Below are 26,903 nucleotides of genomic sequence, written 5' to 3' on the forward strand. Positions count from 1 at the left end.
GGGGGCGGCCATGTTCGGCAAGATCCTGATCGCCAACCGCGGGGAGATCGCCTGCCGGGTGATCGCCACAGCCCGGCGCCTCGGCATCGGCACGGTCGCGGTCTATTCGGAGGCGGATGCCGGCGCCCGCCACACCCGGATGGCCGACGAGGCCTGGCCGATCGGCGCCGCCCCGGCGCGCCAGAGCTACCTCGTGGGCGCGCGGATCCTCGACGTCGCCCGCCGCGCCGGGGCGGAGGCGATCCATCCCGGCTACGGGTTCCTGTCGGAGAACGCGGACTTCGCCGCCGCCTGCGCCGAAGCCGGCCTCGTATTCATCGGCCCGCCCCCTGCCGCGATCCGCGCCATGGGCTCGAAGGCCGAGGCCAAAGCGCTGATGGAGCGCGCCGGGGTGCCCCTGGTGCCCGGCTATCACGGCGCGGCGCAGGACCTCCCAGTTCTGAAGGAGGCGGCCGCCCGCATCGGCTACCCGGTGCTGATCAAGGCGTCGGCGGGCGGCGGCGGCAAGGGCATGCGCGTCGTCGGGTCGGCCACGGAGTTCGAGGCCGCGCTCGCCGGCGCCCAGCGCGAGGCGCAGGCCTCCTTCGGCGACGACCGGGTGCTGATCGAGAAATACCTGACCCGACCCCGGCACATCGAGATCCAGGTCTTCGCCGACAGCCACGGCACCATCGTCTCGCTGTTCGAGCGCGACTGCTCGATCCAGCGGCGCCACCAGAAGGTCCTCGAGGAGGCACCGGCCCCCGGGATGGACCCGGCCCGGCGCGCGCGGATGGGCGAGGCCGCCGTCGCGGCGGCCCGGGCGGTCGGCTATGTCGGCGCCGGCACGGTGGAGTTCATCGCCGAGGGCGAGGCCTTCCACTTCATGGAGATGAACACCCGCCTGCAGGTCGAGCATCCGGTGACCGAGATGGTCACCGGCCTCGATCTGGTGGAGTGGCAGTTGCGCGTGGCCGCAGGCGAGCGGCTGCCCCTCGGCGCCGAGGGATTGCATTTGCAGGGCCACGCCATCGAGGCACGGGTCTACGCCGAGGATCCGGAACGGGATTTTCTGCCCACGGTCGGCACGCTCGTCCACCTGCGCCAGCCGCAGGAGGTGCCGGGCCGGGTGCGCGTCGACTCCGGGATCGCGCAGGGCGACCGGATCACGCCGGATTACGACCCGATGATCGCCAAGCTGGTCGTCTGGGGCGAGGACCGCCCCGCCGCCGTCCGGCAGCTCGCCGCCGCGCTCGCCGCGTATGAGGTGGTCGGCGTGACGACCAATCTCGGCCTGCTGCGCGCCATCGCGGCCCATCCCGCCTACGGGAGGGCCGAGCTCGATACCGGCTTCATCGCCCGCCACGCGGCCGACCTGATGGCGACGCGCCCGGCCGACGGGATCGAGTCCGCCGTCTGGGCCGCCGCCGCCCTGACCGTGCTGCGCGACCAGCGCGCGGCGGTCGCCGCGCAGGCGCGGGCGGGCGGCGATCCCTGGTCGCCCTGGGCCGAAACGGATGCCTGGCGGATGAACGGGGAGGCCTACCAGGACCTGCTGTTCCGCCGGAGCGACGATCCGCCCGTCGCCGTGCGGGCGTATCCGCTGCCCGACGGCGGCGCCCGCCTCGACCTGCCGGGCGGCAGCGTCCGGGCCGCCCTCGCCGAGGACGCCGAGGGGGCGCGGCTGATGCTGGACGGCATCTGGCGGCGGCTCCGCGTGGTCCGACAGGACGCGGCGCTGACGGTGGTCGTCGGCGGGCGGAACGCGACGCTCATCCACGTCGATCCCCTCGCCCCGCCCCGGACCGAGGCGGCCGGCAGCGACCGGGTGAAGGCCCCCGTGCCTGGCCGCGTGACCCAGGTCTGGGTGCGGCCCGGCGACGTGGTGGAGAGGAACGCGCCACTCCTTGTGATCGAGGCGATGAAGATGGAGATCACCCTCCGCGCCCCGCAGGACGGCACCATCGCCGAGGTCCGCCACGCTGTCGACGACAGGGTCGAGGAGGGCACCGAGATCGTCACCTTCGCGACTGAGGAGCGGCCCGCATGAGCTATCCGGGCCGGGTGCGCGTAGTCGAGGTCGGGCCGCGGGACGGGCTCCAGAACGAGCCCGCGACGGTGCCGATCGCGGTCAAGGCGGCGCTGATCGAGGCCCTGGCCGAGGCCGGGCTGACCCACATCGAGGCCGGCAGCTTCGTGTCGCCCCGATGGGTGCCGCAGATGGCCGACACTGCCGAGGTCCTGGCGCGGCTGCGCCCCCGGCCCGAGGTCGTCTACTCCGTGCTCGTCCCGAACCTGCAGGGCCTGGAGCGGGCTCTCGCCTGCGGGGTGCGCGAGGTCGCGGTGTTCGCCGCCGCCTCGGAGAGCTTTTCCCGGCGCAATATCAATGGCTCGATCGCCGAGAGCCTCGACCGCTTCGCTCCGGTGCTGGAGGCGGCGCGTGCGAAGAACCTGCGGGTGCGGGGCTACGTGTCCTGCGTCCTGGGCTGCCCCTACGCGGGCGATGTCGCCCCGGAGGCGGTCGCCCGCGTCGCCGCGTCCCTGCACGCGATGGGCTGTCACGAGATCGCGCTGGGCGACACGATCGGGACCGGCACGCCGCTCAAGGCCCAACGGCTGATCGAGCGGGTGGCCGCCGACGTACCGGTGCAGGCGATCGCCCTGCATTTCCACGACACCTACGGGCAGGCCCTGGCCAACATCCTCGCCTGCCTGGAACTCGGCGTGTCGGTGGTGGACAGCGCGGTGGCGGGGCTCGGGGGCTGCCCCTACGCGCCGGGCGCCGCCGGCAACGTCGCCACCGAGGACGTCGTCTACATGCTGCACGGCATGGGCATCGCGACCGGCATCGATCTCGATGCCCTCGCCGAGGCCGGCCGGTCGATCGCGCGCCACCTGGGCATTGCGCCGGCCTCGAAGGTCGCGCGCGCTCTGGCCGCCGCACAGCCGACACCCTGACCCAGCGGCCGGCTCCGGCCGGTGACCGAGCGTGGCGCGTGTTCGAAGGCACAGGGGAGGACGACATGAGCGACCGGGGGCTGAGTTATGTCCATGGGGCGATCGGCGAGCCCCTGCTCGGCCTGACCATCGGCCAGGCCCTGGACCGTGCCGCCGCGACCTGGCCGGACCGGACCGCCCTGGTCGCGCACGCTCAGGGCACGCGGTGGACCTGGCGCGCGCTGAAGGATGACGTCGACGCCGTCGCGGCCGGCCTGCTCGCCCTGGGCCTCCGGCGCGGCGACCGGGTCGGCATCTGGTCGCTCAATCGCGCCGAGTGGGTGTTGACCCAGTTCGCCGCCGCCCGGGCGGGGCTGATCCTGGTGACGGTCAATCCGGCCTACCGGCTGACGGAGCTGGAATTCGGGCTCAACACGGTCGGCTGCACCGCCCTCGTGACGGCGACCGCGTTCAAGACCAGCGACTATCTCGGGATGCTCGACACCCTGGCCCCCGAGCTCGCCACCTCGGAGCCGGGCCGTCTGTCCGCCGCCCGCCTGCCGCACCTGCGCACGGTCATCCAGATCGGCGGACCGCCGGCTCCGGGAACGATCCCCTTCGATGCCCTCGCGCGCCGTGCCGGCGCGGCCGAGCACGCCGCGTTGCGCGACCTTGCCGGGGTGATCCAGTTCGACGATGCGGCCAACATCCAGTTCACCAGCGGCACCACCGGCTCTCCGAAGGGTGTGACGCTGACCCACCACAACATCCTCAACAACGGCTACTTCGTCGGCCGCGCGATGCGGCTGAGCGCCGAGGACCGGATCTGCATCCCGGTGCCGCTCTACCATTGCTTCGGCATGGTGATGGGCAACCTTGCGGCGCTGACCCATGGCTGCGCCATGGTCTACCCGGGCGAGGGCTTCGATCCCCGCGCCACGCTGGAGACCGTGCAGGCGGAGCGTTGCACAGCGCTCTACGGCGTACCGACCATGTTCATCGCCGAACTCGACCATCCCGACTTCGCGCAGTTCGACCTGCATTCGCTGCGGACGGGGATCATGGCGGGCGCGCCGTGCCCGATCGCGGTGATGCGACGGGTCGTCGAGCACATGAGCATGCAGGACGTCACCATCGCGTACGGCATGACCGAGACCAGCCCGGTAAGCTTTCAGAGCGCGAGCGACGACCCGCTGGAGCGGCGCGTCACCACCGTCGGGCGGATCCACCCGCATCTCGAAGTCAAGATCGTGGATCCGGAGGGGCGCGTGGTCCCGCGGGGCGAGCGCGGCGAACTCTGCACCCGCGGCTACTCGGTCATGCTCGGATATTGGGGCGACGCCGAGAGGACTGCGGAGGTGCTCGACGCCGCCGGATGGATGAACACCGGCGACCTCGCGACGCTGGACGGCGAGGGGTATTGCAACATCGTAGGCCGCATCAAGGACATGGTGATCCGTGGCGGCGAGAACATCTATCCGCGCGAAGTCGAGGAGTTTCTCTTTCTTCATCCGAAGATCCAGGATGTTCAGATCTTCGGGGTGGCCGACCGGACTTACGGCGAGGAACTCTGCGCCTGGATCAAGCCGCGCGTGGGGGAAACCCTGTCGGAGCAGGAGGTGCGCACCTTCTGCGTGGGACAGATCGCGCATCACAAAATCCCGAGATACATCCAGTTCGTGGACGAATTTCCGATGACGGTTTCGGGCAAGGTTCAGAAATACGTGATGCGTCGGCAGGTCGAGGAGCAACTGGGTCTCCGACGGCCGGAGACCGCCTAGCAAGGCGCAGCCCTCCAGAGCGCCTGACGGACCTGTCCGATTGGGTCGGCGCGTGTCCTGTTCGCGCTGGATGGACCGATCGACCGCGCGATCTTCCAGGCCCATGTCGCGCGTGGGCTCGCGCCCGGCGACTATGTCGGCATGGACTGGATTGGCTCCCCAATGGTGGAGCGTTCCTTGGCTGACGGCGGAGGGTTCCGAGATCGGACGGGTCGGAGAGGCGGGACTGCATCCCCGCACTACAGGCGCACGCGCAGATCCGTGACGGCCTCCGAGTCCTCCCGGCCCTTGCAGCCGACACCCACCCGCCGACAGATCAAAGGGGTCTTTTAGCCAACGACCCGAGAGACTCACGCGCAAGGCAGCGGCAGCGACCCGACGTCGGCATGGCGGCTTGATGATGCTTCAGCCTGGATCTGTCTCGGACTGAAACCGGCCATGGGACGGTCAGACCCAATGGTACCAGCGAAGCGCAGCACTTCAGAGTGCAGTTTTCCGAGAAGCGGAAGCTTCGCCGTTCAGCTAGTCAAGGCTAAGTCGAATGGCGCGCCCGAAAGGATTCGAACCTCTGACCCCCAGATTCGTAGTCTGGTGCTCTATCCAGCTGAGCTACGGGCGCCTGACACGGCGGCGAGGTCTTGGCCCGCCGGTGTGAAGGGGCTTCTAGAGGCTCGAATCCGGCTTGGCAAGAGACTTCGGACAACGACCGTCTCGGCCCGTGCGTCGCGCCATGCCGTCGAACGATCACGGAGCCGGGGCGCTTCCCCGCACCCGCTCTTCCGCGGCCCGGATCGCCTCGGGCGTACCGACATGCAGCCACTGGCCGTCGAGCCGCATCCCGAACAGCCGCCCCGCCGCGATCGCCCGGTCGAACAGGAGATTGAGCGAGAAGGCGCCCTCCGGCGTGTCGGCGAACAGGCTCGGGCGCAGGACCGCCACCCCCGCGTAGATGAACGGCGCCACCGTACGCTCCCCGCGCCGCGCCAGGCGGCCGTCCGGATCCATCACGAAATCCCCAGCCCCCTCGTAGCCGAGGCTGGTGGCGGTGGAGGCCACCAGCAGGAGGCCGTCCATGCGTGCCCCGTCCCAGCGGTCGATCAGGCGGCGCAGGTTGGAGGCGGGTCCCTCGAGCCAGAACGAATCCGAGTTCAGCACGACGAACGGCGCTTCGCCCAGGAGCGGCAGAGCCTTGCGGATGCCGCCGCCCGTCTCCAGCAGCGCCGCGCGCTCGTCCGACACGATCGTGGCCGGCCCCTCGGACCGGTGGGCGAGATGGCCCTCGATCAGGTCGGCGAGGTAGTGGACGTTGACGACCGCCGTCCCGATCCCCGCCTCCGCGACCCGGTCGAGGGCGTGGTCGAGCAGCGCCTTGCCGGCGACCTCCACCAGGGGTTTCGGCACCGTGGCGGTCACCGGCCGCATGCGCTTGCCGAGCCCCGCGGCCAGGACGAAGGCGCGGCTGACGGCGGGACTGGGCTCGCTCATGCGGTGACGGATCCGGTGGTCAGGGTTCGGGAGCGGGCGCGATGAGGCCCGGCAGGTGGTCCGCGTGCCAGGCCCGCAGCCCGGCCAGCGCCGGGTGGGCGAGGTTGCGGGCGAGATAGCCCTCGATCCGCGGCAGGTGGGCGAGGTAGCCGGGCTTGCCGTCGCGCCGGTCGAGGCGCGCGAAGATGCCCAGGATCTTGGTGGCGCGCTGCGCCGCCAGCAACGCGTAGGCGGTGGCGAAGGCGCCGACATCGAAGGCCGGATCCCGGCCCCGGCGCTCGCGGGCGTAGAGACCGAGCAGCCGCAGCTCGAACTCGGCGCTGGTATCGACCCGGGCATCCTGCAGCAGCGAGGCAACGTCGTAGGCCGGGTGGCCCATCACGGCGTCCTGGAAGTCGATCAGCCCGACCCGCTCCAGCCCGTCGCGCTCCGGCAGCCAGATCAGGTTGGGGGAATGGTAGTCGCGCAGCGTCCAGGTCGGCCGGTCCGGGATCGCGGCCTGGAGCGCCTCCCGCCACAGGTCGACGAACGCCGCCCGCGCCGCCGCCGACAGGCTGACGTTCCGGATCGCCGGGGCGTACCAGTCGGGCATCAGCTCCGTCTCGAAGAGGAGCGCCTCCATGTCGTAGGGCGGCAGCACGTGCTCGATCCCGTCCGCCACCGGCAGGACCGCGGGGAGCGGGTTGGCGTGGAGCTTGGCGAGCAGCCGCACGGCCTCGGCGTAGCGCTCGGGCCGCGGGGCGCCGCCCTCGATCACCGGCTCGCTGCCGAGATCTTCCAGGATCAGCAGGCCCTCGGCGAGGTCCTCGCCGTAGATCCTGGGCGCCGAGAAGCCGAGCGCCCGCAGGCCCCGGTCGAGGGCCACGAAGGCGTGGACGCTCTCGGCCAGATGGACGATCGCGCTGTAGGGCTTGCCGTCCCGCACCGGCGGCCCGTCGGGGCGCGGCGGGGCGATCATCAGCACGGCGCTGGTCCCGTCGGGCTTGGTCAGGCGCTCGTAGGCCCGGGACGAGGCGTCGCCCTGCATCAGAACGCGCTCGGCGATGTCCCAGCCGCTGCGGTCGAGGAGCCGGCGCACCGCCCGCGCCCGGTCGAGGCGGGCGCGCATGCCGCCGGTGCCGTCGATCCGGGCCAGCCGCGCCTCGGGGCCGAACTCGGCGCGCAGGGACAGGTCCACGGTGAGGACCGGGCCGTCGCGGGGCGGCATCCGGTCGGGCCACTCCACCAGGGAGATCGCCTCCTCGGCCATCTCGTCGAAGCCGAGTTCCACCAGCTCGTCGGAGTCGCGCAGCCGGTAGAGATCGGCATGGATGATCGGCCGGCCGTCGCGGGCCGCATAGGGCTGGATCAGCGTGAAGGTCGGGCTCGGCACCTCCAGGCGCGGGTCGCCGGCGAGTTCGCGGATGACCGCGCGGGCGAGGGTCGTCTTGCCGCCCCCCAATCCCCCGGAGAGCGCCACCACGTCCCCCGGCATCAGGAATTCCGACAGGAACAGGCCGAGATCCTCGGTGGCCGTCTCCTCCGGCAGCACGAATTCCCAGGGGGCGGGGCGCGCGGATTCACCCGCCGCTCCGTCGGCCCTCTGCCCGTCTCGATCGTCTCCGCCCAATGCCCGCCTCCGAGACCCGAAGACGCATGGTCCGAAAACACGCACCGGATGCAAGTGTTTCCGCCCGGAACCGCACGCTTACCGCTCGCCCGGTGCATCGAAACCACGCTCCCGGGCGCGAAGACCGTCGACGCGGAGACTCGGCGCCGCTCAGGGCGACGCGACGCGGGCGCGCGCCGGTGCCCGGCCCGTTCGCCGGCCGCGGTCCGCGGCATCGGCCGGGGAGCAGCGCCAGCGCCCGGCATCCCAGGCGGCGACCGTCGCTAGGGCGTCCGGCTGGGGCATCGGGCGGCCGAAATGGTAGCCCTGGCCGAGGGCGCAGCCCATCGCGGCCAGGGCCGCCGCCTCGGCGCGGCCCTCGATGCCCTCCGCGACCGCCGCCACCCCGATCTCCTCGGCGAGCCGCAGGATGGTCTGGACGATCCGGCGGTCGCGCGGCTCCGCCAGCATCGCCCGGACGAAGGCCCGGTCGACCTTCAACGTGGTGATCGGCAGGGTGCTGAGGTGGCTGAGGGAGGAATAGCCGGTGCCGAAATCGTCCACGGCGATGCCGAGGCCGGCGGCGCGGCAGCGCGCGAGGGCGGCGGCGGCGGCGGCCGGATCCTGCATCAGCGTGCTCTCGGTGATCTCGATCTTCAGGGCGCCGGGGGCGAGGCCGGTCCGGCGCAGCATCGCGTCGATCAGGGCCGGGATGTCCGACCGGGCGAGATCCTGGGCCGAGACGTTGAAGCTCACGAACAGGGACGGCTCGACGGCGGCGGGCGCGTGCCGGGCGGCCTGGAGGATCCCGGGCACGATCCGGCCGATCTCGCCGATCACCCAGGCGGTGATCCCCACGATCAGGCCGTTCGCCTCGGCGGCCGGAATGAAGGCCGCGGGCGGCACGAGGCCGCGCTCGGGATCCTGCCACCGGATCAGCGCCTCGAACCCGGCGAGACGTCCCGTGGCGAGCCGCACGATCGGCTGCAGGAACAGCACGAACTCGTCCCGCGCCAGAGCCCGCCGCAGGGCCCGCTCCTGCGCGAGCGCGGCGACCGCCGCGTCGAAATCGGCCCGGGCGGCCGGCGACGGCGGCACGGGCCGGCTCCCCGCCTCGACCGGCCCGACGCGCGGCAGGGTCTCGCGGAGCCGGGCGATGAGCCCTTCGAGACAGAGGCGCAGGATCGGATCGGCGCCGGCGAGCTGCCGGCGGATCTGCTCCGCGCTAACCGGCACGAGCACGCAATCCTGCTCGGCCCGAACGCTGGCGGAGCGCGGGAGGGCATCGAGGATCGCCATCTCGCCGAACACTTCCCCGACGCCGCGCCGGGCGAGCACCATCTCGCCGCCGTCGCACCGCCGGACGATCGCGATGCGCCCGCTCAGGATCAGGTAGGCGCAGCGCCCGATCTCCCCCTCCTCGAACAGGATGGCACCGGCCGGGAGGGTGACGGGGTCGGATAGGTCCTGCATTGGCCGGTGGTGCTGCGACTGCGATGGAAACGCCCGGCGTCACGGTGACACGGCGATCTTAAGGGCATCCGAAGGATCGCCGCGCGGACGCGGCCGCATGGCCTTCGTCAACAGCGTTTCGCGGGGGCGGGGGCCTGTCACGCGGGATCAGGCGCGCGGAATCCCGTGGGCCTTGATGCGCGAAGCCAGCGTCGTCGGTCGCAGGCCGAGGAGCGCGGCCGCGCCCCCCGGTCCGGAGATGCGGCCGCCCGCCAGCGCCAGGGCCGCGACGATCTCGGCGCGGTCGCGGGCACGACGTTCGGCTTCGGTGGCAGGCCGCCCTTCGGGCGCGGCGGCCGGTGCGGCGGCCGCGGCGTGCCCGGCTCCTTCGCCGGCGGGCAGATCGAGGCGGAGCCGGCCCCGAGCGGACAGGATCACCGCCCGCTCGATCACGTTCTCCAGCTCGCGGACGTTTCCCGGCCAGGAATGGCGGCAGAGGCGGCGGACATCGCCCTCCGAAAGGCGCGGCTCCGGCATGGCGAGGCGGCGCGCGGCGGCCCCGAGCAGATGCTGGGCGATCGGCGGGATGTCCTCGGGCCGCTCGCGCAGGGGCCGCGCCTGGATCGGGAAGACGTTGAGGCGGAAAAAGAGGTCCTCCCGGAAGCGGCCGGCCCGGACCTCGGCGCGCAGATCCCGGTTGGTGGCCGCGACCACGCGCACGTCCACCGCCCGGGTGCGGGCCTCGCCGACCCGCTCGAACGAGCGCTCCTGCAGGACGCGCAGCAGCTTGCCCTGGAGGTCGAGGGGAATCTCCCCGACCTCGTCGAGGAACAGCGTGCCGCCGTCGGCGAGTTCGAACCGCCCGACCCGGTCGCGCAGCGCCCCGGTGAAGCTGCCCTTGGCGTGGCCGAAGAACTCGCTCTCGAACAGATCGCGGGGGATCGCCGCGCAGTTCACGCGGATCATCGGGCGGGCGCTGCGGCGGCTCGCCTCGTGGATCGCCTGGGCGATCAGCTCCTTGCCGGTTCCGGACTCGCCGGTGATCAGCACCGTGGCGTCGGTTCCGGCGACGCGGTCGATCTGGCGGAGCGTCGCCGCGATGGCCGGCGAGCGGCCGATGATGCCCTGGTGGTGGCGCTCGGCCCGGATTTCCTCCTTGAGATACGCGTTCTCGAGCTCGAGGCGCTCCCGCAGCGAATCGACCTCGGCGAGCGCGCTCGTCAGGCGGGATTCGGCCTCGCGGCGCTGGCTGATGTCGCGGAACACGATGACGGCGCCGAGCAGACGCCCCCGGTCACGGATCGGCGTCGAGGTGTACTCGACCGGGAAGGACGTCCCGTCGGCACGCCAGAACACCTCGTGATCGACCTGATGCACGGCGCCGTCGCGGAAGGCCGCGTAGATCGGGCAGTCGCGATGGGGATAGTGGCTGCCGTCCGGGCGGGTGTGGTGCACGGCGGCATGCATATCCCGACCGACGAGGTCGGCGGCCTCGCAGCCGAGCATGCGCGCGGCGGCCGGGTTGACGAAGGTGGTGACGCCCTCCGCGTTGACCCCGTAGATCCCCTCCCCGGCCGCGCGCAGGATCAGCTGGTTGCTGCGCTCGATGTCGCGGAAGATCCGCTCCATGCGCTGCCATTCGGAGAGTCCCGCGCGCATGTGGGCCTCGGCCTCGCCGTCGACCTGTCGGCGGTGGAGGGCGTCCGGGTTCGCGAGGGTCACGAGGAGGCGGGTCGGCGCCCCCGGGAGCGGGAAGGCCACGGTCTCGACCCGCAGGTCGCGACCGGCGGCATCGCGGGGCGACAGGGTCCGCGTCCACCAATGCCCCTTCGCCAGGGTGGCCTGTGTGAAGACCGTCAGGGCCGCGAGCTGGCCCGGAAACAGCGCGCTCGCCCGCACGCCCCGCAGCGCCGGCCGCCCGTGGCCCAGCAGGCGCGCCGCGGCGGGGTTGGCGTCGGCGATCCGATCCTCCTCGGGCGCGAGCACCAGCATCGGATCCGGGCTCGCCTCGAAAACCGGCCCGAACGTGTCGGCTCCGCCTGCCTCACGAGATTTCGTCATCGGATCACGATATCTCGTCGCCGACGAAATGTCGTGAGCAAGATCCGATCGGTCAACATCTTGCGGGGACTGGCGATTCGACGTTCGGGGCCTCTGGCATACCGCTTGCCATTCGATCCCCGTCCGCCCGTCGACCGGCGCCGCCCCGAAGGCACGCTGCGTCGACGCCCGGCAGACGTCCGCGTCCGGTCGCGACCGTATCCTCCCTCAACGGTCGCGATCCGGACGTGCACCCCGCATCGGGGTGGGTGWGGCCGCGGACCACGCGGCCTCACCCGACCCWGGCAGATTCGAACCCGGGAACCGACGATGAAGCGCGAAGACCTCACCGAGAAGCTTCTCGACATCAAGCGCGAGAAGGGCTGGACCTGGAAGCATATCCACGAGGCCATCGGCGGCCTCTCGCCGTTCCTGATCACCGCCGCCTGCATGGGCCAGATGAAGCTGCCCAAGGCTCAGGCGCAGCGCGCAGCGGCGCTGTTCGGGCTCACCGAGGCCGAGGAGCGGATGCTCAACGAGCCGCCCTATCGCGGCTCGATCCCGTCGATGCCGCCCACCGACCCGCTAATCTACCGGTTCTACGAGCTGGTGATGGTCTACGGCACGACCTTCAAGGAGCTCATCCAGGAGGAGTTCGGCGACGGCATCATGTCGGCGATCGACTTCAACATGGACATGGCCCGCGAGGCCAACAACAAGGGCGACCGCGTGCGGCTGACCATGTCGGGCAAGTTCCTGCCGTACAAGTATTACGGCAACGACGACGACACGCCGGAATACGGCTTCAAGGAGGGCTGAGCGGTCCGAAGGGGCCTCCCCTCCCCCTCCGCGGGCTTGCGGATTCACCCTTTCGGTTTGGCAACATCGATGCCCGGTGGAGCGCGGGTCCCCTCTCCCGAGCGGGAGAGGGACAGGGTGAGGGATCAGGTCTGTCCGAACGAAGCGCGCCGCTCATGCGCGTCGATGGCGTGCTCGATCCTGCGAGTCCTCATCCCTCACCCCAACCCTCTCCCGCTCGGGAGAGGGGGCCTGTCGCGCTCTGCCGCCAGCGTCGATGTTCCCTGGGGATGTGTGAACACCGCAGCCTCTGCGGGGGAGGGAGCGCGGTGGAGGCCAGGCTGCCTTACCCCGCAGCCGGCTGACCCTCCGGCTCCAGGTAATCCTGCACCGGCTGCGCCGGGCCACCGCGCATCAGCACGTAGAGGAACGGGACCAGGAGCAGGGTCGCGGGGGTCGCGAAGGCGATGCCGCCCATCACGGCCCGGGCGAGGGCCGCGTTCTGCTCGCCGCCCTCGCCGGTGCCGAGCGCCATCGGGATCAGCCCGAGGAACATCGCCGAGGCGGTCATCAGCACCGGCCGCAGGCGGGTCTCGCCCGCCGTGATCGCCGCCTCCAGAGCGCTGCAGCCCGTCGCCTCCCGGTGCTCCTTGGCGAAGGTGACGAGCAGGATCGAGTTCGCCGAGGCGATGCCCACCGACATGATCGCCCCGAAGATCGACGGGATCGAGAAGGTCGTGCCGGTGACGAACAGCGCGAAGGTGATGCCGCAGAAGGCCATCGGCAGGGCGGCGATCACCACGAACGGGTCGCCCCAGCTCTGGTAGTTCACCGCCATCAGCAGGTAGACGGCGATCAGCGCGATGCCGAGGCCGATCTCCAGGCGGAAGAAGGCCCCCCGCATGTTCTCGATCTGCCCGCGCACCGCGATCTTGTCGGGCGCTTCCAGGTTCTTCTGCTCGTCCTGCACGATGGCGTCGATGTCCCGCGCCACCGCGCCGAGGTCCCGGTCCTGGACCGAGGCGAAGATGTCGAAGGTCGGCTGAATGTTGACGTGGCTGATCATGGTCTGCGTCGGCGTCCGGCGGATGTCGGCGAGGCTCGACAGCAGGGTCAGCACGCCGGGGCCGGAGCCGGAGGTCGCGGCGGCGCGCACGAACATCGGCGTGTTGCGCAGGTCGGTGAGCGAGCTGTTGCGGTACTCGGGCGTCTGCACCCAGAGCTGGTAGGGGATGCCGGTCTTCGGATCGGGCCAGAAGTTCGGCGTCACCTGGTAGCTGCCGGACAGCGAGATGTTCATGTTCTGCGCCACCTGCTGCTCGGTCAGCCCGAGTTCGGCGGCGAGGCGCCGGTCGACATCGACGTAGAATTGCGGCTCGTTGACGATCTGCTGCAGGTGGACGTCGACGAGGCCCTTGGTGTGCTTCAGCCGCTGCACGATGCGCTGGGCGACCTCCAGGTCCTTCTCCTTGTGCCGGCCGGAGACCTGCACGTCGATCGGCGTGAGGACGCCGAAATTCAGGATCTGGGTGATCATGTCGGCGGGCTGGAAGTACACGGTCACGTCGGGGAAACGCTTCATCAGCACGTCGCGCAGGCGCTTCGTGTAGCCCGCCACCGGGCCGTGACCCTCCTTCAGGCTGATGAGCATCTGGCCGTCGTTGTAGGAGACGAAGGAGCCGTCCGAGAACGCGAAGTTGTAGTTGTTCGACGGCAGGCCGATGTTCTGGAGGATCTGGTCGACCTCGTCCGGTGGGATGACCTCGCGGACGGTGCCCTCGACCTCGGCGAAGACCTGCCGGGCGGTCTCGATGCGCATGCCGACGCGGGTGCGCAGATGCATGGTCATCTGGCTCGCCTCGATCTGCGGGAAGTAGTCCTGGCCGACGAAGACGAACAGGACGCCGGTCATGCCGAGCACGCCGCCGACAGCGCCCAGGGTGACGATGCGGTGGCGCAGCACCGCGTGGAGAAGGCCGACATAGCCCCGGTGGAACCGTGCGAAACCGCGCTCGAAGCCGCCATGGATCCGGCCGGCGAGCCGCATGACCGGCGCCCCGACGAGGCCGACTGCGCGGGCGATCCGGCCCCGCCGCGGGGCCTCATGCTGGTCCCGGTACGCATCGTGATCCTTGGCGTGCTTCTGCCGGTATTCCGGTGCCACGATCACGTCGATCATGAGCGGCACCAGGGTCCGCGACAGCAGGTAGGAGGTCAGCATCGCGAACACGACCGCGAGCGCCTGCGGGGTGAACAGGTACTTCGGCGTATCGGTGAGCGCGAACACCGCCGTGAAGGCCGCGCAGATCGCCAGCGTCGAGATCAGCGCGGGCTTGGCGATGCCGGCGGCGCCGTGGACCACGCTCTCGCGGAACTCCTCGCCCTCCTCGAACAGCCGGTAGGTGTTCTCGATCGCCACCGTGGCGTCGTCCACGAGGATGCCGACCGCGAGGGCGAGGCCGCCCAGCGTCATCACGTTGATGGTCTCGCCGAGCGCCGCCAGCACGGCGAGCGAGGTCATCACGCAGAGCGGGATCGAGATCAGCACGATGACCGTCGACCGCCAGGAGCCGAGGAACAGCAGGATGGCGAGCCCCGTCAGCGCCGCCGCGGTCAGCGCCTCGTGCAGCACGCCCGCGATGGCGTTCGAGACGAAGACCGACTGGTCGAACAGCGGCTTGATCGACAGGCCCTCGGGCGCCGCGGCGCGGATCGTCGGCATCGCCCCCTTGACGTTATTGACGACATTGAGCGTCGAGGCGGTGCCGTTCTTGATGATCTGCATCAGCACGGCCTGCTGCCCGTCGGCGCTGACCACGTTGACCTGCGGCGGGCCGCCGTCGCGGACATAGGCGACGTCGCGCACCAGCACGGGCTGGCCCGCCACCACCTTGATCGGCGCGAGGTTGAGGGTCTCGATCGAGGGCGGGGTGCCGTTGAGCTGGACCGGGTATTGCTGCTCGCCGATCTTGGCGAGGCCCGACGGCACCGTCAGGTTCTGGGCCGTCATGGCGTTGGTGACGTCGAGCGGCGTCAGGCCCAGCGCCTGGAGGGCGTTGAGGTCGAGGTCGACCATGATCTGCCGGGGCGCGCCGCCGAAGGGCGACGGCAGGGTCGAGCCCGGGACCTGCGCCAGGGTCTGGCGGATCCGGTACTGGGCGTAGTCGTAGACCTCGTTGAGGCTCTGCTTGGCCGAGGTCAGGGCGAGCTGGATCACCGGCACCGACGAGGCGGAGTAGCGCACGATCACCGGCGGCTGCGTGCCGGTGGGCATCACGGCCCGGATCGAGTTGGTCGAGGAGACCACCTGGGCGATGGCGAGATCGAGGCTCACCGAGGGGTCGAAGTAGATCCGCTGGACCGCCGTGCCCTGGAGCGTCGTCGACTCCATGCGGCGGATGTTGTTGACGTTGTTGGAGATCCCGTACTCGGCGTAGGTCGTGATGCGTTGTTCCATCTCCGGCGCGGACAGGCCGGTATAGGTCCAGACCACCACGACCACCGGGATGTCGACGACCGGCAGCACGTCCTTGGGCATCACGACGATCGCGCCGACGCCGCCGAGCATCATCAGCACCGCGAGCACGTAGGTCGTGATCCGGAACTTGAGCGCGTAGAGGACGAGGCCCATGCGGTCTCCGCCGGCCGGCCCCGGGCCGGCAACTCCGCGTTGTGTACCGGCTCACCGGCTAAACCCAGACTGTTTCGCTATCACGTCCGGTCAGGCAAGGGACGGGCCGCGTCGCCGCAGGATCGCGGTGGCGGCCCCGTCATGCCCCGCCTCCCACACGCGCCCTCATCGAGAGGTGCCCGCGTCGGCGGATCTCGCGGGAGGGCTTCAGGGATCGCAGCGCCTCCTCGAGCGCTCCTTCGCGGCTTCCGCCGCGCTCCGGCACCTCAGGAAGAGGGCCGGGCTGGAGAGCGGTCTAAGCGCAGCGTCCCTGCGCCTGCCGGATCAGCGCAGCAGGGCGGACTTGTCGACCAACAGCGCCGCCGCGATCTCGTCGAGCGCCTTGTGCTCGACCTCGCTGATCCCATCGAAATCAGCGACGTCCGCGCCGATCAGGAAGACGTCCTGGCGCTGCTCGACCGGCCGCTCCGCGATGGCGCCTATCAGGCGCAGATTCTCCAGACGCCCGGCCCGGGTCTTGGCCCGGGCGATCGCCTCGTAGAGTTCCTGCTCGACCCGCAGGGTGTCGTAGGATTTCTCGAGGATCGGGTTGGCGCGGATGCCGCTGATCGCCGACTCGATCTCCTCCTCGGCCACGTCGCCGTCGGCAACGATGACGTTGGCGGCGGACGAGACCGCCGCCTGCAGGAAGACCGCGTCGCCCGCGTACGACATGATCGTGCGGCCGAACCGAAGGATGGCGTCCTGGAAAATGCTCATGCCGACCTCCCGTCGGGCCTGAGATGGCGGATATTGTGGGCGCCGAGTCAAGATGCGGCCGAGCTTAAGCCCGGGATGCCGGCAGTCCAGCCCTCAGGTCGCGGGCTCGTGGCCGGGCCAATCCCGCCCGAGATGAGCCGCCACGCGCGCCGGATCGTCGCCGACCGCCGCCACGGCGGCCTCGACCTGCTCCACCGGGACCATGAACCGGCGCGCCCAGTAGGCCCGCTCCCAGGCATGGGCGATGTTGACGGCCCGGGGTTCGATCGGGTCCTGCATGTTGTCGTCGGTCATCGGCTCTCCGCATTGCGCGAGGGTCGGGCGGCCCTTATCGCCTGGAGAACGCCGGCCGCGCCCGATCGGGTCCGGGCTCGGAATGGGCGGCGCATGTCTTGGCCGGGGTGTTGCGCGCATCCACCGACGCGTCCGTCACGCGGCGGACCCGTCTTTGCGGGCGGCGGGAAGTCATCCAGGCAGCGCCTCGCTGGTCGACGTCGCCGGACCAGGGCCGCTCGGCTGCGCGCGCGATGGCAGATGGGGCCGGCCGAGACACCCGCCTCGGACCGGGTCCCTCAGCAGCAGCGGAATCCGGACGTATTCCCGACCCCGAAGCGGGCGTTCTCCCGGTTGCGGAAGAACTCCACCTCGGTCATCGGCGCCTGGTCGGGGTGCGTGCGGCGGACATGGTCGGCATAGGCCGCGTAGTCCCCCTGCCCCACCATCAGCCGGGCGCCGTCGCAGACGCATTTGGACAGCGTCCGGAGGCGATCCCGCAGGTTCGATTGCTGCGGCATGGCGCGCCTACTCCGCCGCGACCATACGCGGCTCGGTCTCCAGGGCGGTCCAGCGATCGGCGCGCCACGCCTTCAGGCAGGCGGCGATGCCGAAGCCCGCGATGGCGACGACGAGGCCGATGAACAGGGCCGCCAGGACCGCGTCGATCCGGTCGTTGAGGATGATCTGGCTCATCTGGTCGGCGTTCTTGGCCGGGGCCAGGATCTTGCCCTCCGCGGCGGCGGCCGCGTAGCGCTCGGCATGGGCCAGGAAGCCGATCTTCGGATCGGCCGAGAAGATCTTCTGCCAGCCGGCCGTGAGGGTGCAGATGCACAGCCACGCGGTCGGGATGATGGTCACGAACGCGTAGCGCTCGCGCTTCATCTTGAAGATCACCACCGTGCACAGCGTCAGCGCCACCGCGGCCAGCATCTGGTTCGAGATGCCGAAGAGCGGCCACAGGGTGTTGATGCCGCCGAGCGGGTCGGTCACGCCCTGGTAGAGGAAGTAGCCCCAGGCGCCCACCGAGATGGCGGTGGCCGCGATGCTCGGCCCCCAGGACGTGGTGTTCTTGAACGCCGGCACCGCCAGCCCGACGAGATCCTGCACCATGAACCGGCAGGCGCGGGTGCCCGCATCCACGGCCGTCAGGATGAACAGCGCCTCGAAGAGGATCGCGAAGTGGTACCAGAAGGCCATCATCGTCTTGCCGCCGATGGCCGAGGAGATGATGTGGGCCATGCCGACCGCGAGGGTCGGCGCGCCGCCGGCCCGCGAGATGATCGTGTGCTCGCCGACATCCGCGGCGGTCTGGGTGATCACCTCCGGGGTGGTGGCGAATCCGAGCTTGGTCACCGCGGCGGCGGCGGTCTCGGGGGTCGTGCCGACCAGCGCGGCCGGCGAGTTCATGGTGAAGTACACGCCCGGGTCGATCACGCAGGCCGAGACCAGCGCCATGATCGCCACGAAGGATTCCATCAGCATGCCGCCGTAGCCGATGAAGCGGGCATCGGCCTCGCTGGCGATCAGCTTCGGCGTGGTGCCCGAGGAGATCAGCGCGTGGAAGCCCGAGACGGAGCCGCACGCGATGGTGATGAAAAGGAAGGGAAACAGGCTGCCCGCCCAGACCGGGCCGGTGCCGTCCACGAACTTGGTGATCGCCGGCATCTGCAGGTGCGGGGCGACGACCGCGATGCCCAGCGCGAGGCCCACGATGGTGCCGATCTTGAGGAAGGTCGACAGGTAGTCGCGCGGGGCGAGGAGCAGCCAGACCGGCAGGATCGACGCCACGAAGCCGTAACCGATCAGCATCCAGCAGAGCTGCGGGCCGGTGAAGGTGAAGGCCGGAGCCCAGACCGGGCTCGACGCCACGGAGCCGCCGCCCATGATCGCCAGCATCAGGAGGACGAAGCCGAGGATCGAGACCTCGCCGATCTTGCCCGGGCGGATGTAGCGGGAATAGACGCCCATCAGCATGGCGATCGGGATCGTCGACATCACCGTGAAGGTGCCCCACGGGCTCTCGGCCAGCGCCTTGACGACGATCAGCGCGAGCACGGCGAGCAGGATCACCATGATCAGGAAGGTGCCGAACAGGGCGATGATGCCCGGCACGGTGCCGAGTTCGGCCCGGATCAGCTCGCCGAGGGACCGGCCGTCCCGGCGCATCGACACGAACAGGACCATGAAGTCCTGCACGGCGCCGGCGAGAACCACGCCCGCCAGGATCCAGAGCATGCCGGGCAGGTAGCCCATCTGGGCGGCGAGCACCGGGCCGACCAGCGGGCCGGCGCCCGCGATCGCCGCGAAGTGGTGACCGAACAGCACGCTCCGGTTCGTGGGCACGTAGTCGAGGCCGTCGTTGTGGCGCACGGCCGGCGTCACCCGTTTCGGGTCGAGGCGCATCACCTTGTCGGCGATGAATTTCGCGTAGTAGCGGTAGGCGATCAGGTAGACGCAGACGGAGGCGACCACGATCCAGAGGGCGTTGATCGTCTCGCCCCGCTGGCTCGCCACGATCGCCAGCGCCGCGGCGCCGAGCGCGCCCACGAGGGCCCAGGGCCCGTGCCTGCCGATCGCCGTGCCCATGATCCGCTCCCTCACCGATCCGCCTCGCGCGCGGCGCCACGCACGCGGGCTCCGGCGGGGACTTCGAGGTCCCGGGCTACACCGGCGGGTTATCCTATTGGTCCGCCGTTGACGCAAGCGATCCGAGCTGTGATGCAGCGTCGGCGGCGGCACGACGCCCAATCTGTCACATCGGGTCCCCGGCACGGCCCCGACCCCCTTCACGGCCCGGCTGCCGAGCTCCGTCGCCGCCCGCCGTCGGAGAAGGAAGGGTGCCGGCGCGGTCCGGGCCTGCGAGGAGCGCACGACAATGGCGAAGGTCGCATTCCTGGGTCTCGGCGTGATGGGCGGCCCGATGGCCGGCCACCTCGCCAAGAAGGGTGGCCACGACGTCACCGTCTACAACCGCACCAGCCCGAAGGCGGAAGCCTGGGTGAAGACCTACGGCGGCGCCTCCGCCCCCACGCCCCGGCAGGCCGCCGAGGGCGCCGAGATCGTGTTCGCCTGCGTGGGCAACGACGACGACCTGCGCAGCGTCGTGCTGGGTGACGAGGGCGCGCTCGCCGGCATGAAGCCCGGCGCGATCTTCGTGGATCACACCACGGCCTCGGCCGAGGTCGCCCGGGAACTCGCCGCGGCGGCCGAGGCCAAGGGCGTCGGCTTCATCGACGCCCCGGTCTCCGGCGGCCAGGCCGGTGCCGAGAACGGCGTGCTCACCGTGATGTGCGGCGGCGACGCGGCGACCTACGCCAAGGTCGAGGGCGCGATCGGGTCGTTCGCCCGCGCCTGCCGCCTCATGGGTCCGGTGGGCTCCGGCCAGCTCACCAAGATGGTCAACCAGATCTGCATCGCCGGGCTGGTCCAGGGCCTGTCCGAGGGCGTCCACTTCGCCAAGCGCGCCGGCCTCGACGTCGAGGCGGTGCTCGACGTGATCTCCAAGGGGGCCGCCGGCTCCTGGCAGATGGAGAACCGCGGCAAGACCATGAACCAGGGCAAGTTCGACTTCGGCTTCGCGGTCGACTGGATGCGCAAGGATCTGGGCATCCTGCTGGACGAGGCCCGCCGCAACGGCGCCAAGCTCCCGGTCTCGGCCCTGGTCGACCAGTTCTACGCCGAGGTCCAGGCCATGGGTGGCAACCGCTGGGACACGTCGAGCCTCGTGGCGCGTCTGGAGCGCTGACACCGTCGGCCCCCTCCCGGGACTCAACGACAAGGGGGGACGCGACAGGCTCCCTCTCCCGTGCGGTAGAGGGGACCAGCGCGGCTTTCGGAGACGGGTCAGCCCACTTCGTGCGGCGGATGAGACGATCTCATCCGAACAGATCGTCGACCTCCGCGGCCTCCGGATCCACCCAGCGCCAGTCCTCCCCCATCTGGTGGCGGAACCATGTGAACTGGCGCTTGGCGTAGGCCCGCGTATCCGCCTGACCGCGTGCGATCGCCGCCTCGAGACCGAGGGTCCCATCGAGATGGGCGATCAGGCCCGGCACCCCGTGGGCGCGCATGACCGGCAGCATCGGGTCGAGCCGGCGCTCCCGCAGGCCGGCGACCTCGTCCAGCGCGCCCTCGGCGATCATGGTCCGGAACCGGGCATCGATCCGGGCGCGCAGCACGGCGCGGTCCGGCGCCAGGAAGATCTTTTCGAGGGTCCGTCCCGCCAGCGGGCCGGGGACCGGATCGCCGTAGAAGCTGGCGATCGGGCGGCCCGTGGCGAGAAAGATCTCCAGGGCGCGCATCACGCGCATCCGGTCGCTCGGTCGCAGGCGGGCAGCCCCCGCGGGGTCGTGCCGGGCGAGATCGGCATGCAGCGCCTCGGTCGGGCGGCCCTCGGCCGCGTCCCGCACCTGCTGCCGCACTTCATCGGGCACCGACGGCAATTCCGAAAACCCCTGTTCCAGCGCCCGGAAATACAGGCCGGTGCCGCCGACGAAAACCGGCAACCGCCCGTCGAGCGACGCCAGCAGCGCCGCCGCGTCGCGGGAGAAGTGTCCGGCCGAGTAGTTCACGGCGCCGTCGACATGGCCGTAGAGCCGGTGGGGCACCCGGGCCTCCTCGTCCGGGTCGGGCCGGGCGGTCAGGCGTCGCAGATCGGCGTAGACCTGCATGGAATCGGTGTTGATCACCACGCCGCCGTGGCGCTCCGCCAGCCGGGCGGCCAGCGCCGACTTGCCCGACGCGGTGGGCCCTGCGATGAGGATCGCCGCCGGGCGAGCCCCGGCTTTTTCCCGGTCTGGCGGCAAGGCGAACCTCCACGATGCTGGTCGCGGTCCTGATAGCAAACCCGGATCGGCCGTCCATCACCGACGCGGTGCTGGCCGAGACGCGCGCCGTGCTGCGGACGGAGCACCGGCCCCGGATCCTGCACGGGGAGGTCGCGGCCGAGGTTCTGGTGCCGGGCGAGCCCTCGGCCGCCGCATCCCTCACGGAGCGGCTCCGCGCGGCGCTCGCGGGCGAGCCGATCGACCTCGCCCTGCTGCCCGCCGACGCCCACCGCCGCAAGCGCCTGTTCCTGGCCGACATGGATTCGACCATGATCGAGCAGGAATGCATCGACGAACTCGCCGGGACGCTCGGCCTCAAGGACCACGTCGCGGCGATCACCGAGCGGGCGATGCGCGGCGAGATCGCCTTCGAGCCGGCGCTGCGCGAGCGCGTGGCGCTCCTGAAGCACATCCCGGTCGAGGCGGTCGACGGATTGATCACCGAGCGCCTGACCCTGACCCCGGGCGGCCGCACCCTGGTGCGGACGATGCGGGCGCACGGCGTTCAGACCTGCCTCGTCTCGGGGGGCTTCACCCTGTTCACCGGACCCATCGCGGCGATGATCGGCTTCCATGAGCACCGGTCCAACCTGCTGGACGTCGCCGCGGGGCGGCTCACCGGCACGGTGGCCGATCCGATCGTCGGCAAGGCGGAGAAGCGCGCGACGCTCATCGAATTGCGGGACGCGCTGGGCCTCGGCCCTGCGGACACGCTCGCGGTGGGTGACGGCGCCAACGATCTCGACATGCTGGGCGAGGCCGGTCTCGGCGTGGCGTTCCGGGCGAAGCCCGCGGTCGCGGCTGCCGCGCGGGTCCGGGTCGAGCACGGCGACCTCACCGCGCTCCTGTACCTGCAGGGCTACGCGGCGGCGGAATTCGTGGGGTGAGGCTCAGTGCAGGGTGCGGGTCAGGGCGATGACCGTGCCGAGACCCGCAAGGGTCTGAACGCCGACCGCACCGACCAGCCAGCGCACCGTCTCGATCTTCGCGGAGGCGATCGCGCCTTTTACGGCCTCGATGTCGGCCTTGGCCCGACAGGACGATTCAGCGGTCAGTGCAGACTTCGGACCAGGGTGATGACCGCACCCAGGATCACGATAGTTTGGAGACCGACCGTACCGAACATCCACTTGATCATCTCTGCCTTCAGGGCCTCGATGTCGCCGCGCGTCTGAATGCGCAGAGCCTCGACATCGCTTCGAACGCCCTGAAGTTCGGTCCGCACGTCGCGGATGTCGCCCTTGGTCGCCCGATTGCCATCGCGCACATCGACCAGCGCGTCAGCGAAGCCCTCCGCCTGCTCGGGCGACAACTTCGCTTTGTCCCGCAGGGCGCGGGCGAATTTCAGGGTATCGAAGGCGACGGCCGTCATGGGGTTTGCAAGGGGTTTGCAAGCACACGCTTCCCGACTCGCACAGCCGGTGTGCCGCTCCGCGGCGGCGCGTCACTGCGGATCCCCTTAATGCACGAAGGCCGCCGCTCCGCGTGGAGCGACGGCCTTCGGCGGTGCGGGTGAGGCCGCTCAGTCGAGTCCGACGGCCACGAAGCGGACGTCGCCGGTGGCGCTGGCCACCAGGAGCAGGACCGACTTGCGTCCGTCCTTCTTGAGGCCGTCGATGCGCTTGGTCACCTCGGCCGGCGTGCTCACTGCCTCCTGGCCGACCTCGACAATCACCTCGCCGGGCTGGATCCGCTTGTCGGCGGCGGTCGAGTTCGGGTCGACGCGGGTGACGACCACGCCCTTCACGGTGTCCTTGATGGAGTACTTCTTGCGCAGCTCGTCGGTCATGCCGGAGAGGTTAAGGCCGAGCGCCTGACGGGTGGCGCTCTCGGGCTCCGGCTGGCGCATGTTGGCGAGCTGCGGCTTGTCGCTGTCCTCCAGGCGGCCGAGGGTGACGGGCTTGGTCACCTCCTCGCCCTTGCGCATCACGACCACGTCGACCTTCTGCCCCACGGGGGTCGAGGCGACGATGCGCGGCAGGTCGCCCGACGCCTTCACGGGGGCGCCGTTGAACTTCAGGATCACGTCGCCGACATCGATGCCCGCGGTCTTGGCAGGCCCCTTCTCGTCCACGCCGGCCACCAGGGCACCCCGCGCCCCACCCTTGAGATTGAGCGCCTCCGCGGTGGCGTCGTCGACGTTCTGGATGCGCACGCCGAGCCAGCCGCGGCGGACCTCGCCGAAGTCGCGCAGCTGGTCGATCACGGGCTTGGCCGTGCCCGACGGGACCGCGAAGCCGATGCCCACCGAGCCGCCGGTCGGCGACAGGATCGCCGTGTTGATGCCGATCACCTCGCCGTCCATGTTGAACAGCGGACCGCCCGAGTTGCCCTTGTTGATGGCCGCGTCGGTCTGGATGTAGTTGTCGTAGGGTCCGGACTCGATGTTCCGGCCCCGGGCCGAGACGATGCCGGCCGAGACCGAGCCGCCGAGGCCGAACGGGTTGCCGATGGCGATGACCCAGTCGCCCGGCCGCATCTTGTCGGAATCGCCGAACGGCACCGCCTTCAGGGGGCGATCGGCGGTGGGCTTCACCCGCAGGACCGCGAGGTCGATCTTCGAATCCTTGCCGACGATCTCGGCCTTGAGCTTGGTGCCGTCGTGCAGGATGACCTGGATGTCGTTGGCGTCGCCGATGACGTGGTTGTTGGTCACCACGAGGCCGGCGGCGTCGATGATGAAGCCGGAGCCCAGGGAGTTCGACTTGCGCTGCTGACGAGGACCCTCTGCCTCGCCGCCACCACCACCGCCGCGGCCGCCGCGCCGGTTGAAGAACTCCTCGAACAGATCCTCGAACGGGGTGCCCGGCGGCACCTGCGGCATGGTGCGGCTGCCGCGGGCCTCGACCGTCGTAGAGGCGGAGATGTTCACCACCGCGTCCGTGACCTGCTCGGCGAGGTCGGCCAGCGAGGCCGGCCCCTTGGCGAAGGCCGGAATCGGCAGGGCTGCCGTGGCCACCGAGGCGCCGATCAGGATCGAGGCCATGAGCGCGCGCGCGCGGGAGCGGGGCTGCGCTTGCGCGCGGTCGAACGACGCCTCGGGGGCGCTCGCGACGGGGTGCATGGTCGACCTCTTCAAGAACGCGTTTCCGGCCCCGCGGGACTGGACCGAGGTTCGGCCGCCCGCGGGTTTTCCTGTAAGGTAGTCTCCGGGCTCCGGAGCGCCAACTCGCGCCCCGATCAGCGCGGCGTCCCGACCGCGGCCCCGGTCGTCGACCCGGTGGTCGCGCTCGGATCGACCGGTCCGCGCGGACCACGCGGCGCCGAGGCGGCCGCCTTGCCCTGCGGGTCGCTGAAGTAGCGGAAGAAGTCCGAGCTGGGGCTGATCACCAGCCGCGTGTCGGAGCCCTTCAACCCGGTCTCGTAGGCCTGCATCGAGCGATAGAAGCTGAAGAAGTCCGGGTCCTTGCCGAACGCGTCCGCGAGGATGCGGTTCTTGTCCGCGTCACCCTGTCCGCGCAGCTGCTCGGATTTCTGGGTAGCCTCGGCCAGGATCACCGTGACCTCGCGTTCGGCCTTGGCGCGGATCGTGGCGGCGATCTGGTCGCCGTTGGCCCGGATGTCGGCGGCCTCGCGTTCGCGCTCGGTCTTCATCCGCCGGTAGACGGCAGCGGAGTTCTGAGCGGGCAGGTCGACGCGGGTCATGCGCAGATCGACGATCTCGATGCCCAGCGCCTTGGCCTGCCGGTTCACGTCCTCCTGGATCTGATGCATCAGCTGGCCGCGATCGGTCTTCACGATGGCGTCGCGGGTCGAGCGGGCCAGCACGTTGCGCAGGCTGGAATTCGTGAAGCTCGCGAGCCTCTGGTTGGCCAGCCCGATATTGCCCACCGCCTGATAGAAGCGCAGCGGATCGAGGATCCGGTAGCGGGCGAAGGCGTCCACCTCCAGGTTCTGCCGGTCGGCGGTGAGCACCGTCTGCACCGGCAGGTCGAGGTCGAGCACGCGCTTGTCGAAGATGACCACGTTCTCCATGAACGGGATCTTGAAGTACAGGCCTGGCTTCTCCTCGCCGGTGGCGTTGAGGACGGCGCGGACGCGGCCGAACTGCAGGACGAGGGCCTGCTGCATTTGGCCGACGGTGAAGATCGACGCATAGAGGCCGATCGCGACGATCGCGGCGATGGCGATCAGGCCGGTGCGGAGGGCCTGCTTCATCGGGCGGCTCCCGTCTGGGTCTGGGCGCGGGCGCCGAACTCCGCGAGCGGCAGCACCGGCAGCACGCCGGCGGCGGTCGCCGCCCCGGGCTGCGTCCCGTTCTGGTCGATGATCACCTTGTTCACGGAGCCCAGGACCTTCTCCATCGTCTCCAGGAAGATCCGCTCGCGGCTGATCGCCGGGGCGGCCTTGTAGGAGGCGTAGACCTCGCTGAACCGGGCCGCCTGGCCGGTGGCGTCGGCGGTCGCCTTGGTCCGGTAGGCCTCGGCCTGCTGGACGATCTGGGACGCCTTGCCGCGGGCCTGCGGCACCTCGCGGCTGGCGTAGGTCTTGGCCTCGTTCTGCGCCGTGTCGGCGTCCTGCTGGGCGGCGTTCACGTCGATGAAGGCGGGACGCACCTCCGGCGGCGGGTTGACCGAGACGAGCTGCACCACCTCGATGCGGACGCCGGCCCCGTACTCGTCGAGGGCCTTCTGGACCATTTCCTTGACTTCCTGGGCGATGCTCGACTGCTCGTTGGTGAGGATCGCCTGGATGTTGCGGCGGCCGATCACCTCGCGCATCGCGCTCTCGGAGATCGCCTTGATGGTGCCCTCCGGGTTCTGGAGGTTGAACACGAAGTCGGAGGCCTTCAGCGGGTTGACCCGCCACTGCACCTCGAAGTCGAGATCGACGATGTTCTCGTCGCCGGTGAGCATCAGGCTCTCGTCCGGCACGTCGCGGGTGCGGCCCTGGCCGCCGGGACCGGCACGGAAGCCGATCTGGATCGAATTCTGGGAGCCGACGTCGGGCTTGACCACGCCACCGATCGGATAGGGGAAGTTGTAGCGCAGGCCCTCGCCCTTGGTGCCGATGTAGCGGCCGAAGATCGTCTCGATGCCGACCTGACGGGGATAGACAGTGTAGAAGCCGGTGGCGAGCCAGATCGCCACGGCCAGGACGGCGATCACCGCCGCGCTGCGGCCGCCGCCGACACCCGTCGATCCGCCGCCGCCGTAGCCGCCACCCGTGCCGCCGCCGCCCGGGATCAGACCGCGCAGGCGATCCTGCCCGCGCCGCAACAGGTCCTCGAGACTCGGCGGCGTCTTGCCGCCGCCACCGCCGCCACCCCAGGGACCGCCGCCGTTGCCGCCGGGCCGACCCCAGGGCCCCCCGCCACCGCTCTGATTGCTCCAAGGCATTCTAGCCGTCGT

The 26,903-nt window shown here is 70.6% G+C and carries 20 protein-coding genes and 1 tRNA gene; 6 read left to right on the forward strand and 15 right to left on the reverse strand.

Annotation, left to right across the window (positions count from 1 at the left end; translation table 11 throughout):
* The first annotated feature begins 10 nt into the window (after nt 1-10).
* From ACXJKQ_RS15380 to ACXJKQ_RS15390, 3 genes are all read left to right on the forward strand, one after another.
* Nucleotides 11-2,029 (forward strand): ATP-binding protein, encoded by a 2,019-nt coding sequence (locus ACXJKQ_RS15380; RefSeq protein ID WP_457106601.1) that lies wholly within the window; start codon nt 11-13, stop codon nt 2,027-2,029.
* Nucleotides 2,026-2,937 (forward strand): hydroxymethylglutaryl-CoA lyase, encoded by a 912-nt coding sequence (locus ACXJKQ_RS15385; protein ID WP_457106602.1) that lies wholly within the window; start codon nt 2,026-2,028, stop codon nt 2,935-2,937. Before ACXJKQ_RS15380 ends, ACXJKQ_RS15385 begins: the two co-directional genes overlap by 4 nt.
* A gap of 65 nt (nt 2,938-3,002) precedes the next feature.
* On the forward strand, nt 3,003-4,697 hold the full coding sequence (locus ACXJKQ_RS15390; RefSeq protein ID WP_457106603.1) for an AMP-binding protein: 1,695 nt from the start codon (nt 3,003-3,005) through the stop codon (nt 4,695-4,697).
* A gap of 542 nt (nt 4,698-5,239) precedes the next feature.
* On the opposite strand, the gene ACXJKQ_RS15395 is transcribed toward ACXJKQ_RS15390, so the two are convergent.
* From ACXJKQ_RS15395 to ACXJKQ_RS15415, 5 genes are all read right to left on the reverse strand, one after another.
* Nucleotides 5,240-5,316, reverse strand: a tRNA-Arg gene (locus ACXJKQ_RS15395).
* A 125-nt stretch (nt 5,317-5,441) separates the two neighbouring features.
* Complete coding sequence (locus ACXJKQ_RS15400; RefSeq protein ID WP_457106604.1) at nt 5,442-6,182, reverse strand: nucleotidyltransferase family protein; 741 nt, start codon at nt 6,180-6,182, stop codon at nt 5,442-5,444.
* Nucleotides 6,183-6,201: 19 nt separating this feature from the next.
* Nucleotides 6,202-7,791 carry a tRNA (adenosine(37)-N6)-threonylcarbamoyltransferase complex ATPase subunit type 1 TsaE gene (gene tsaE, locus ACXJKQ_RS15405; protein WP_457106605.1) on the reverse strand — a complete coding sequence of 530 codons (1,590 nt, stop codon included), beginning with the start codon at nt 7,789-7,791 and terminating at the stop codon, nt 6,202-6,204.
* A gap of 150 nt (nt 7,792-7,941) precedes the next feature.
* Nucleotides 7,942-9,243 (reverse strand): EAL domain-containing protein, encoded by a 1,302-nt coding sequence (locus ACXJKQ_RS15410; protein WP_457106606.1) that lies wholly within the window; start codon nt 9,241-9,243, stop codon nt 7,942-7,944.
* A gap of 147 nt (nt 9,244-9,390) precedes the next feature.
* Nucleotides 9,391-11,283 (reverse strand): sigma 54-interacting transcriptional regulator, encoded by a 1,893-nt coding sequence (locus ACXJKQ_RS15415; RefSeq protein WP_457106607.1) that lies wholly within the window; start codon nt 11,281-11,283, stop codon nt 9,391-9,393.
* Nucleotides 11,284-11,592: 309 nt separating this feature from the next.
* Here ACXJKQ_RS15415 and cynS point away from each other — a divergent pair, with 309 nt between their 5' ends.
* Nucleotides 11,593-12,081 (forward strand): cyanase, encoded by a 489-nt coding sequence (gene cynS / locus ACXJKQ_RS15420; RefSeq protein WP_457106608.1) that lies wholly within the window; start codon nt 11,593-11,595, stop codon nt 12,079-12,081.
* Nucleotides 12,082-12,406: 325 nt separating this feature from the next.
* Here the strand turns inward: cynS and ACXJKQ_RS15425 are convergent, their stop codons facing one another.
* From ACXJKQ_RS15425 to ACXJKQ_RS15445, 5 genes are all read right to left on the reverse strand, one after another.
* Nucleotides 12,407-15,691: an efflux RND transporter permease subunit gene (locus tag ACXJKQ_RS15425; RefSeq protein ID WP_457106609.1), complete on the reverse strand. Its 3,285-nt coding sequence runs from the start codon at nt 15,689-15,691 to the stop codon at nt 12,407-12,409.
* A 324-nt stretch (nt 15,692-16,015) separates the two neighbouring features.
* Nucleotides 16,016-16,450 carry a tellurite resistance TerB family protein gene (locus ACXJKQ_RS15430; RefSeq protein ID WP_457106610.1) on the reverse strand — a complete coding sequence of 145 codons (435 nt, stop codon included), beginning with the start codon at nt 16,448-16,450 and terminating at the stop codon, nt 16,016-16,018.
* Nucleotides 16,451-16,543: 93 nt separating this feature from the next.
* Nucleotides 16,544-16,729, reverse strand: coding sequence for a DUF3606 domain-containing protein (locus ACXJKQ_RS15435; protein ID WP_042672671.1), 186 nt, complete (start codon nt 16,727-16,729; stop codon nt 16,544-16,546).
* 293 nt (nt 16,730-17,022) lie between these two features.
* Nucleotides 17,023-17,244, reverse strand: coding sequence for a YbdD/YjiX family protein (locus tag ACXJKQ_RS15440; RefSeq protein ID WP_457106611.1), 222 nt, complete (start codon nt 17,242-17,244; stop codon nt 17,023-17,025).
* Nucleotides 17,245-17,251: 7 nt separating this feature from the next.
* On the reverse strand, nt 17,252-19,312 hold the full coding sequence (locus ACXJKQ_RS15445) for a carbon starvation CstA family protein (protein ID WP_457106612.1): 2,061 nt from the start codon (nt 19,310-19,312) through the stop codon (nt 17,252-17,254).
* A gap of 289 nt (nt 19,313-19,601) precedes the next feature.
* Between ACXJKQ_RS15445 and ACXJKQ_RS15450 the strand changes: the two genes are divergently transcribed.
* Entirely contained in the window at nt 19,602-20,471 is an 870-nt protein-coding gene (locus ACXJKQ_RS15450; RefSeq protein ID WP_457106613.1) for an NAD(P)-dependent oxidoreductase, read from the forward strand.
* 130 nt (nt 20,472-20,601) lie between these two features.
* Here ACXJKQ_RS15450 and miaA read toward each other — a convergent pair whose 3' ends face one another.
* Nucleotides 20,602-21,531 carry a tRNA (adenosine(37)-N6)-dimethylallyltransferase MiaA gene (gene miaA / locus ACXJKQ_RS15455; RefSeq protein ID WP_457106614.1) on the reverse strand — a complete coding sequence of 310 codons (930 nt, stop codon included), beginning with the start codon at nt 21,529-21,531 and terminating at the stop codon, nt 20,602-20,604.
* A gap of 14 nt (nt 21,532-21,545) precedes the next feature.
* On the opposite strand from miaA, the gene serB reads away from it, so the two are divergent.
* On the forward strand, nt 21,546-22,439 hold the full coding sequence (gene serB, locus ACXJKQ_RS15460) for a phosphoserine phosphatase SerB (RefSeq protein ID WP_457106615.1): 894 nt from the start codon (nt 21,546-21,548) through the stop codon (nt 22,437-22,439).
* Nucleotides 22,440-22,603: 164 nt separating this feature from the next.
* Here the strand turns inward: serB and ACXJKQ_RS15465 are convergent, their stop codons facing one another.
* The 4 genes from ACXJKQ_RS15465 to hflK form a co-directional block, all read right to left on the reverse strand.
* Complete coding sequence (locus tag ACXJKQ_RS15465; RefSeq protein WP_457106616.1) at nt 22,604-22,924, reverse strand: hypothetical protein; 321 nt, start codon at nt 22,922-22,924, stop codon at nt 22,604-22,606.
* Nucleotides 22,925-23,074: 150 nt separating this feature from the next.
* Nucleotides 23,075-24,616, reverse strand: coding sequence for a DegQ family serine endoprotease (locus tag ACXJKQ_RS15470; RefSeq protein ID WP_457106617.1), 1,542 nt, complete (start codon nt 24,614-24,616; stop codon nt 23,075-23,077).
* 116 nt (nt 24,617-24,732) lie between these two features.
* Nucleotides 24,733-25,710, reverse strand: a complete 978-nt coding sequence (gene hflC / locus ACXJKQ_RS15475) for a protease modulator HflC (protein ID WP_457106618.1) — start codon at nt 25,708-25,710, stop codon at nt 24,733-24,735.
* Nucleotides 25,707-26,891 (reverse strand): FtsH protease activity modulator HflK, encoded by a 1,185-nt coding sequence (gene hflK / locus ACXJKQ_RS15480; protein ID WP_457106619.1) that lies wholly within the window; start codon nt 26,889-26,891, stop codon nt 25,707-25,709. The genes hflC and hflK overlap by 4 nt, the downstream gene beginning before the upstream one ends.
* Nucleotides 26,892-26,903 lie beyond the last annotated feature (12 nt).

This window comes from Methylobacterium sp. P5_C11 (genome assembly GCF_054049775.1).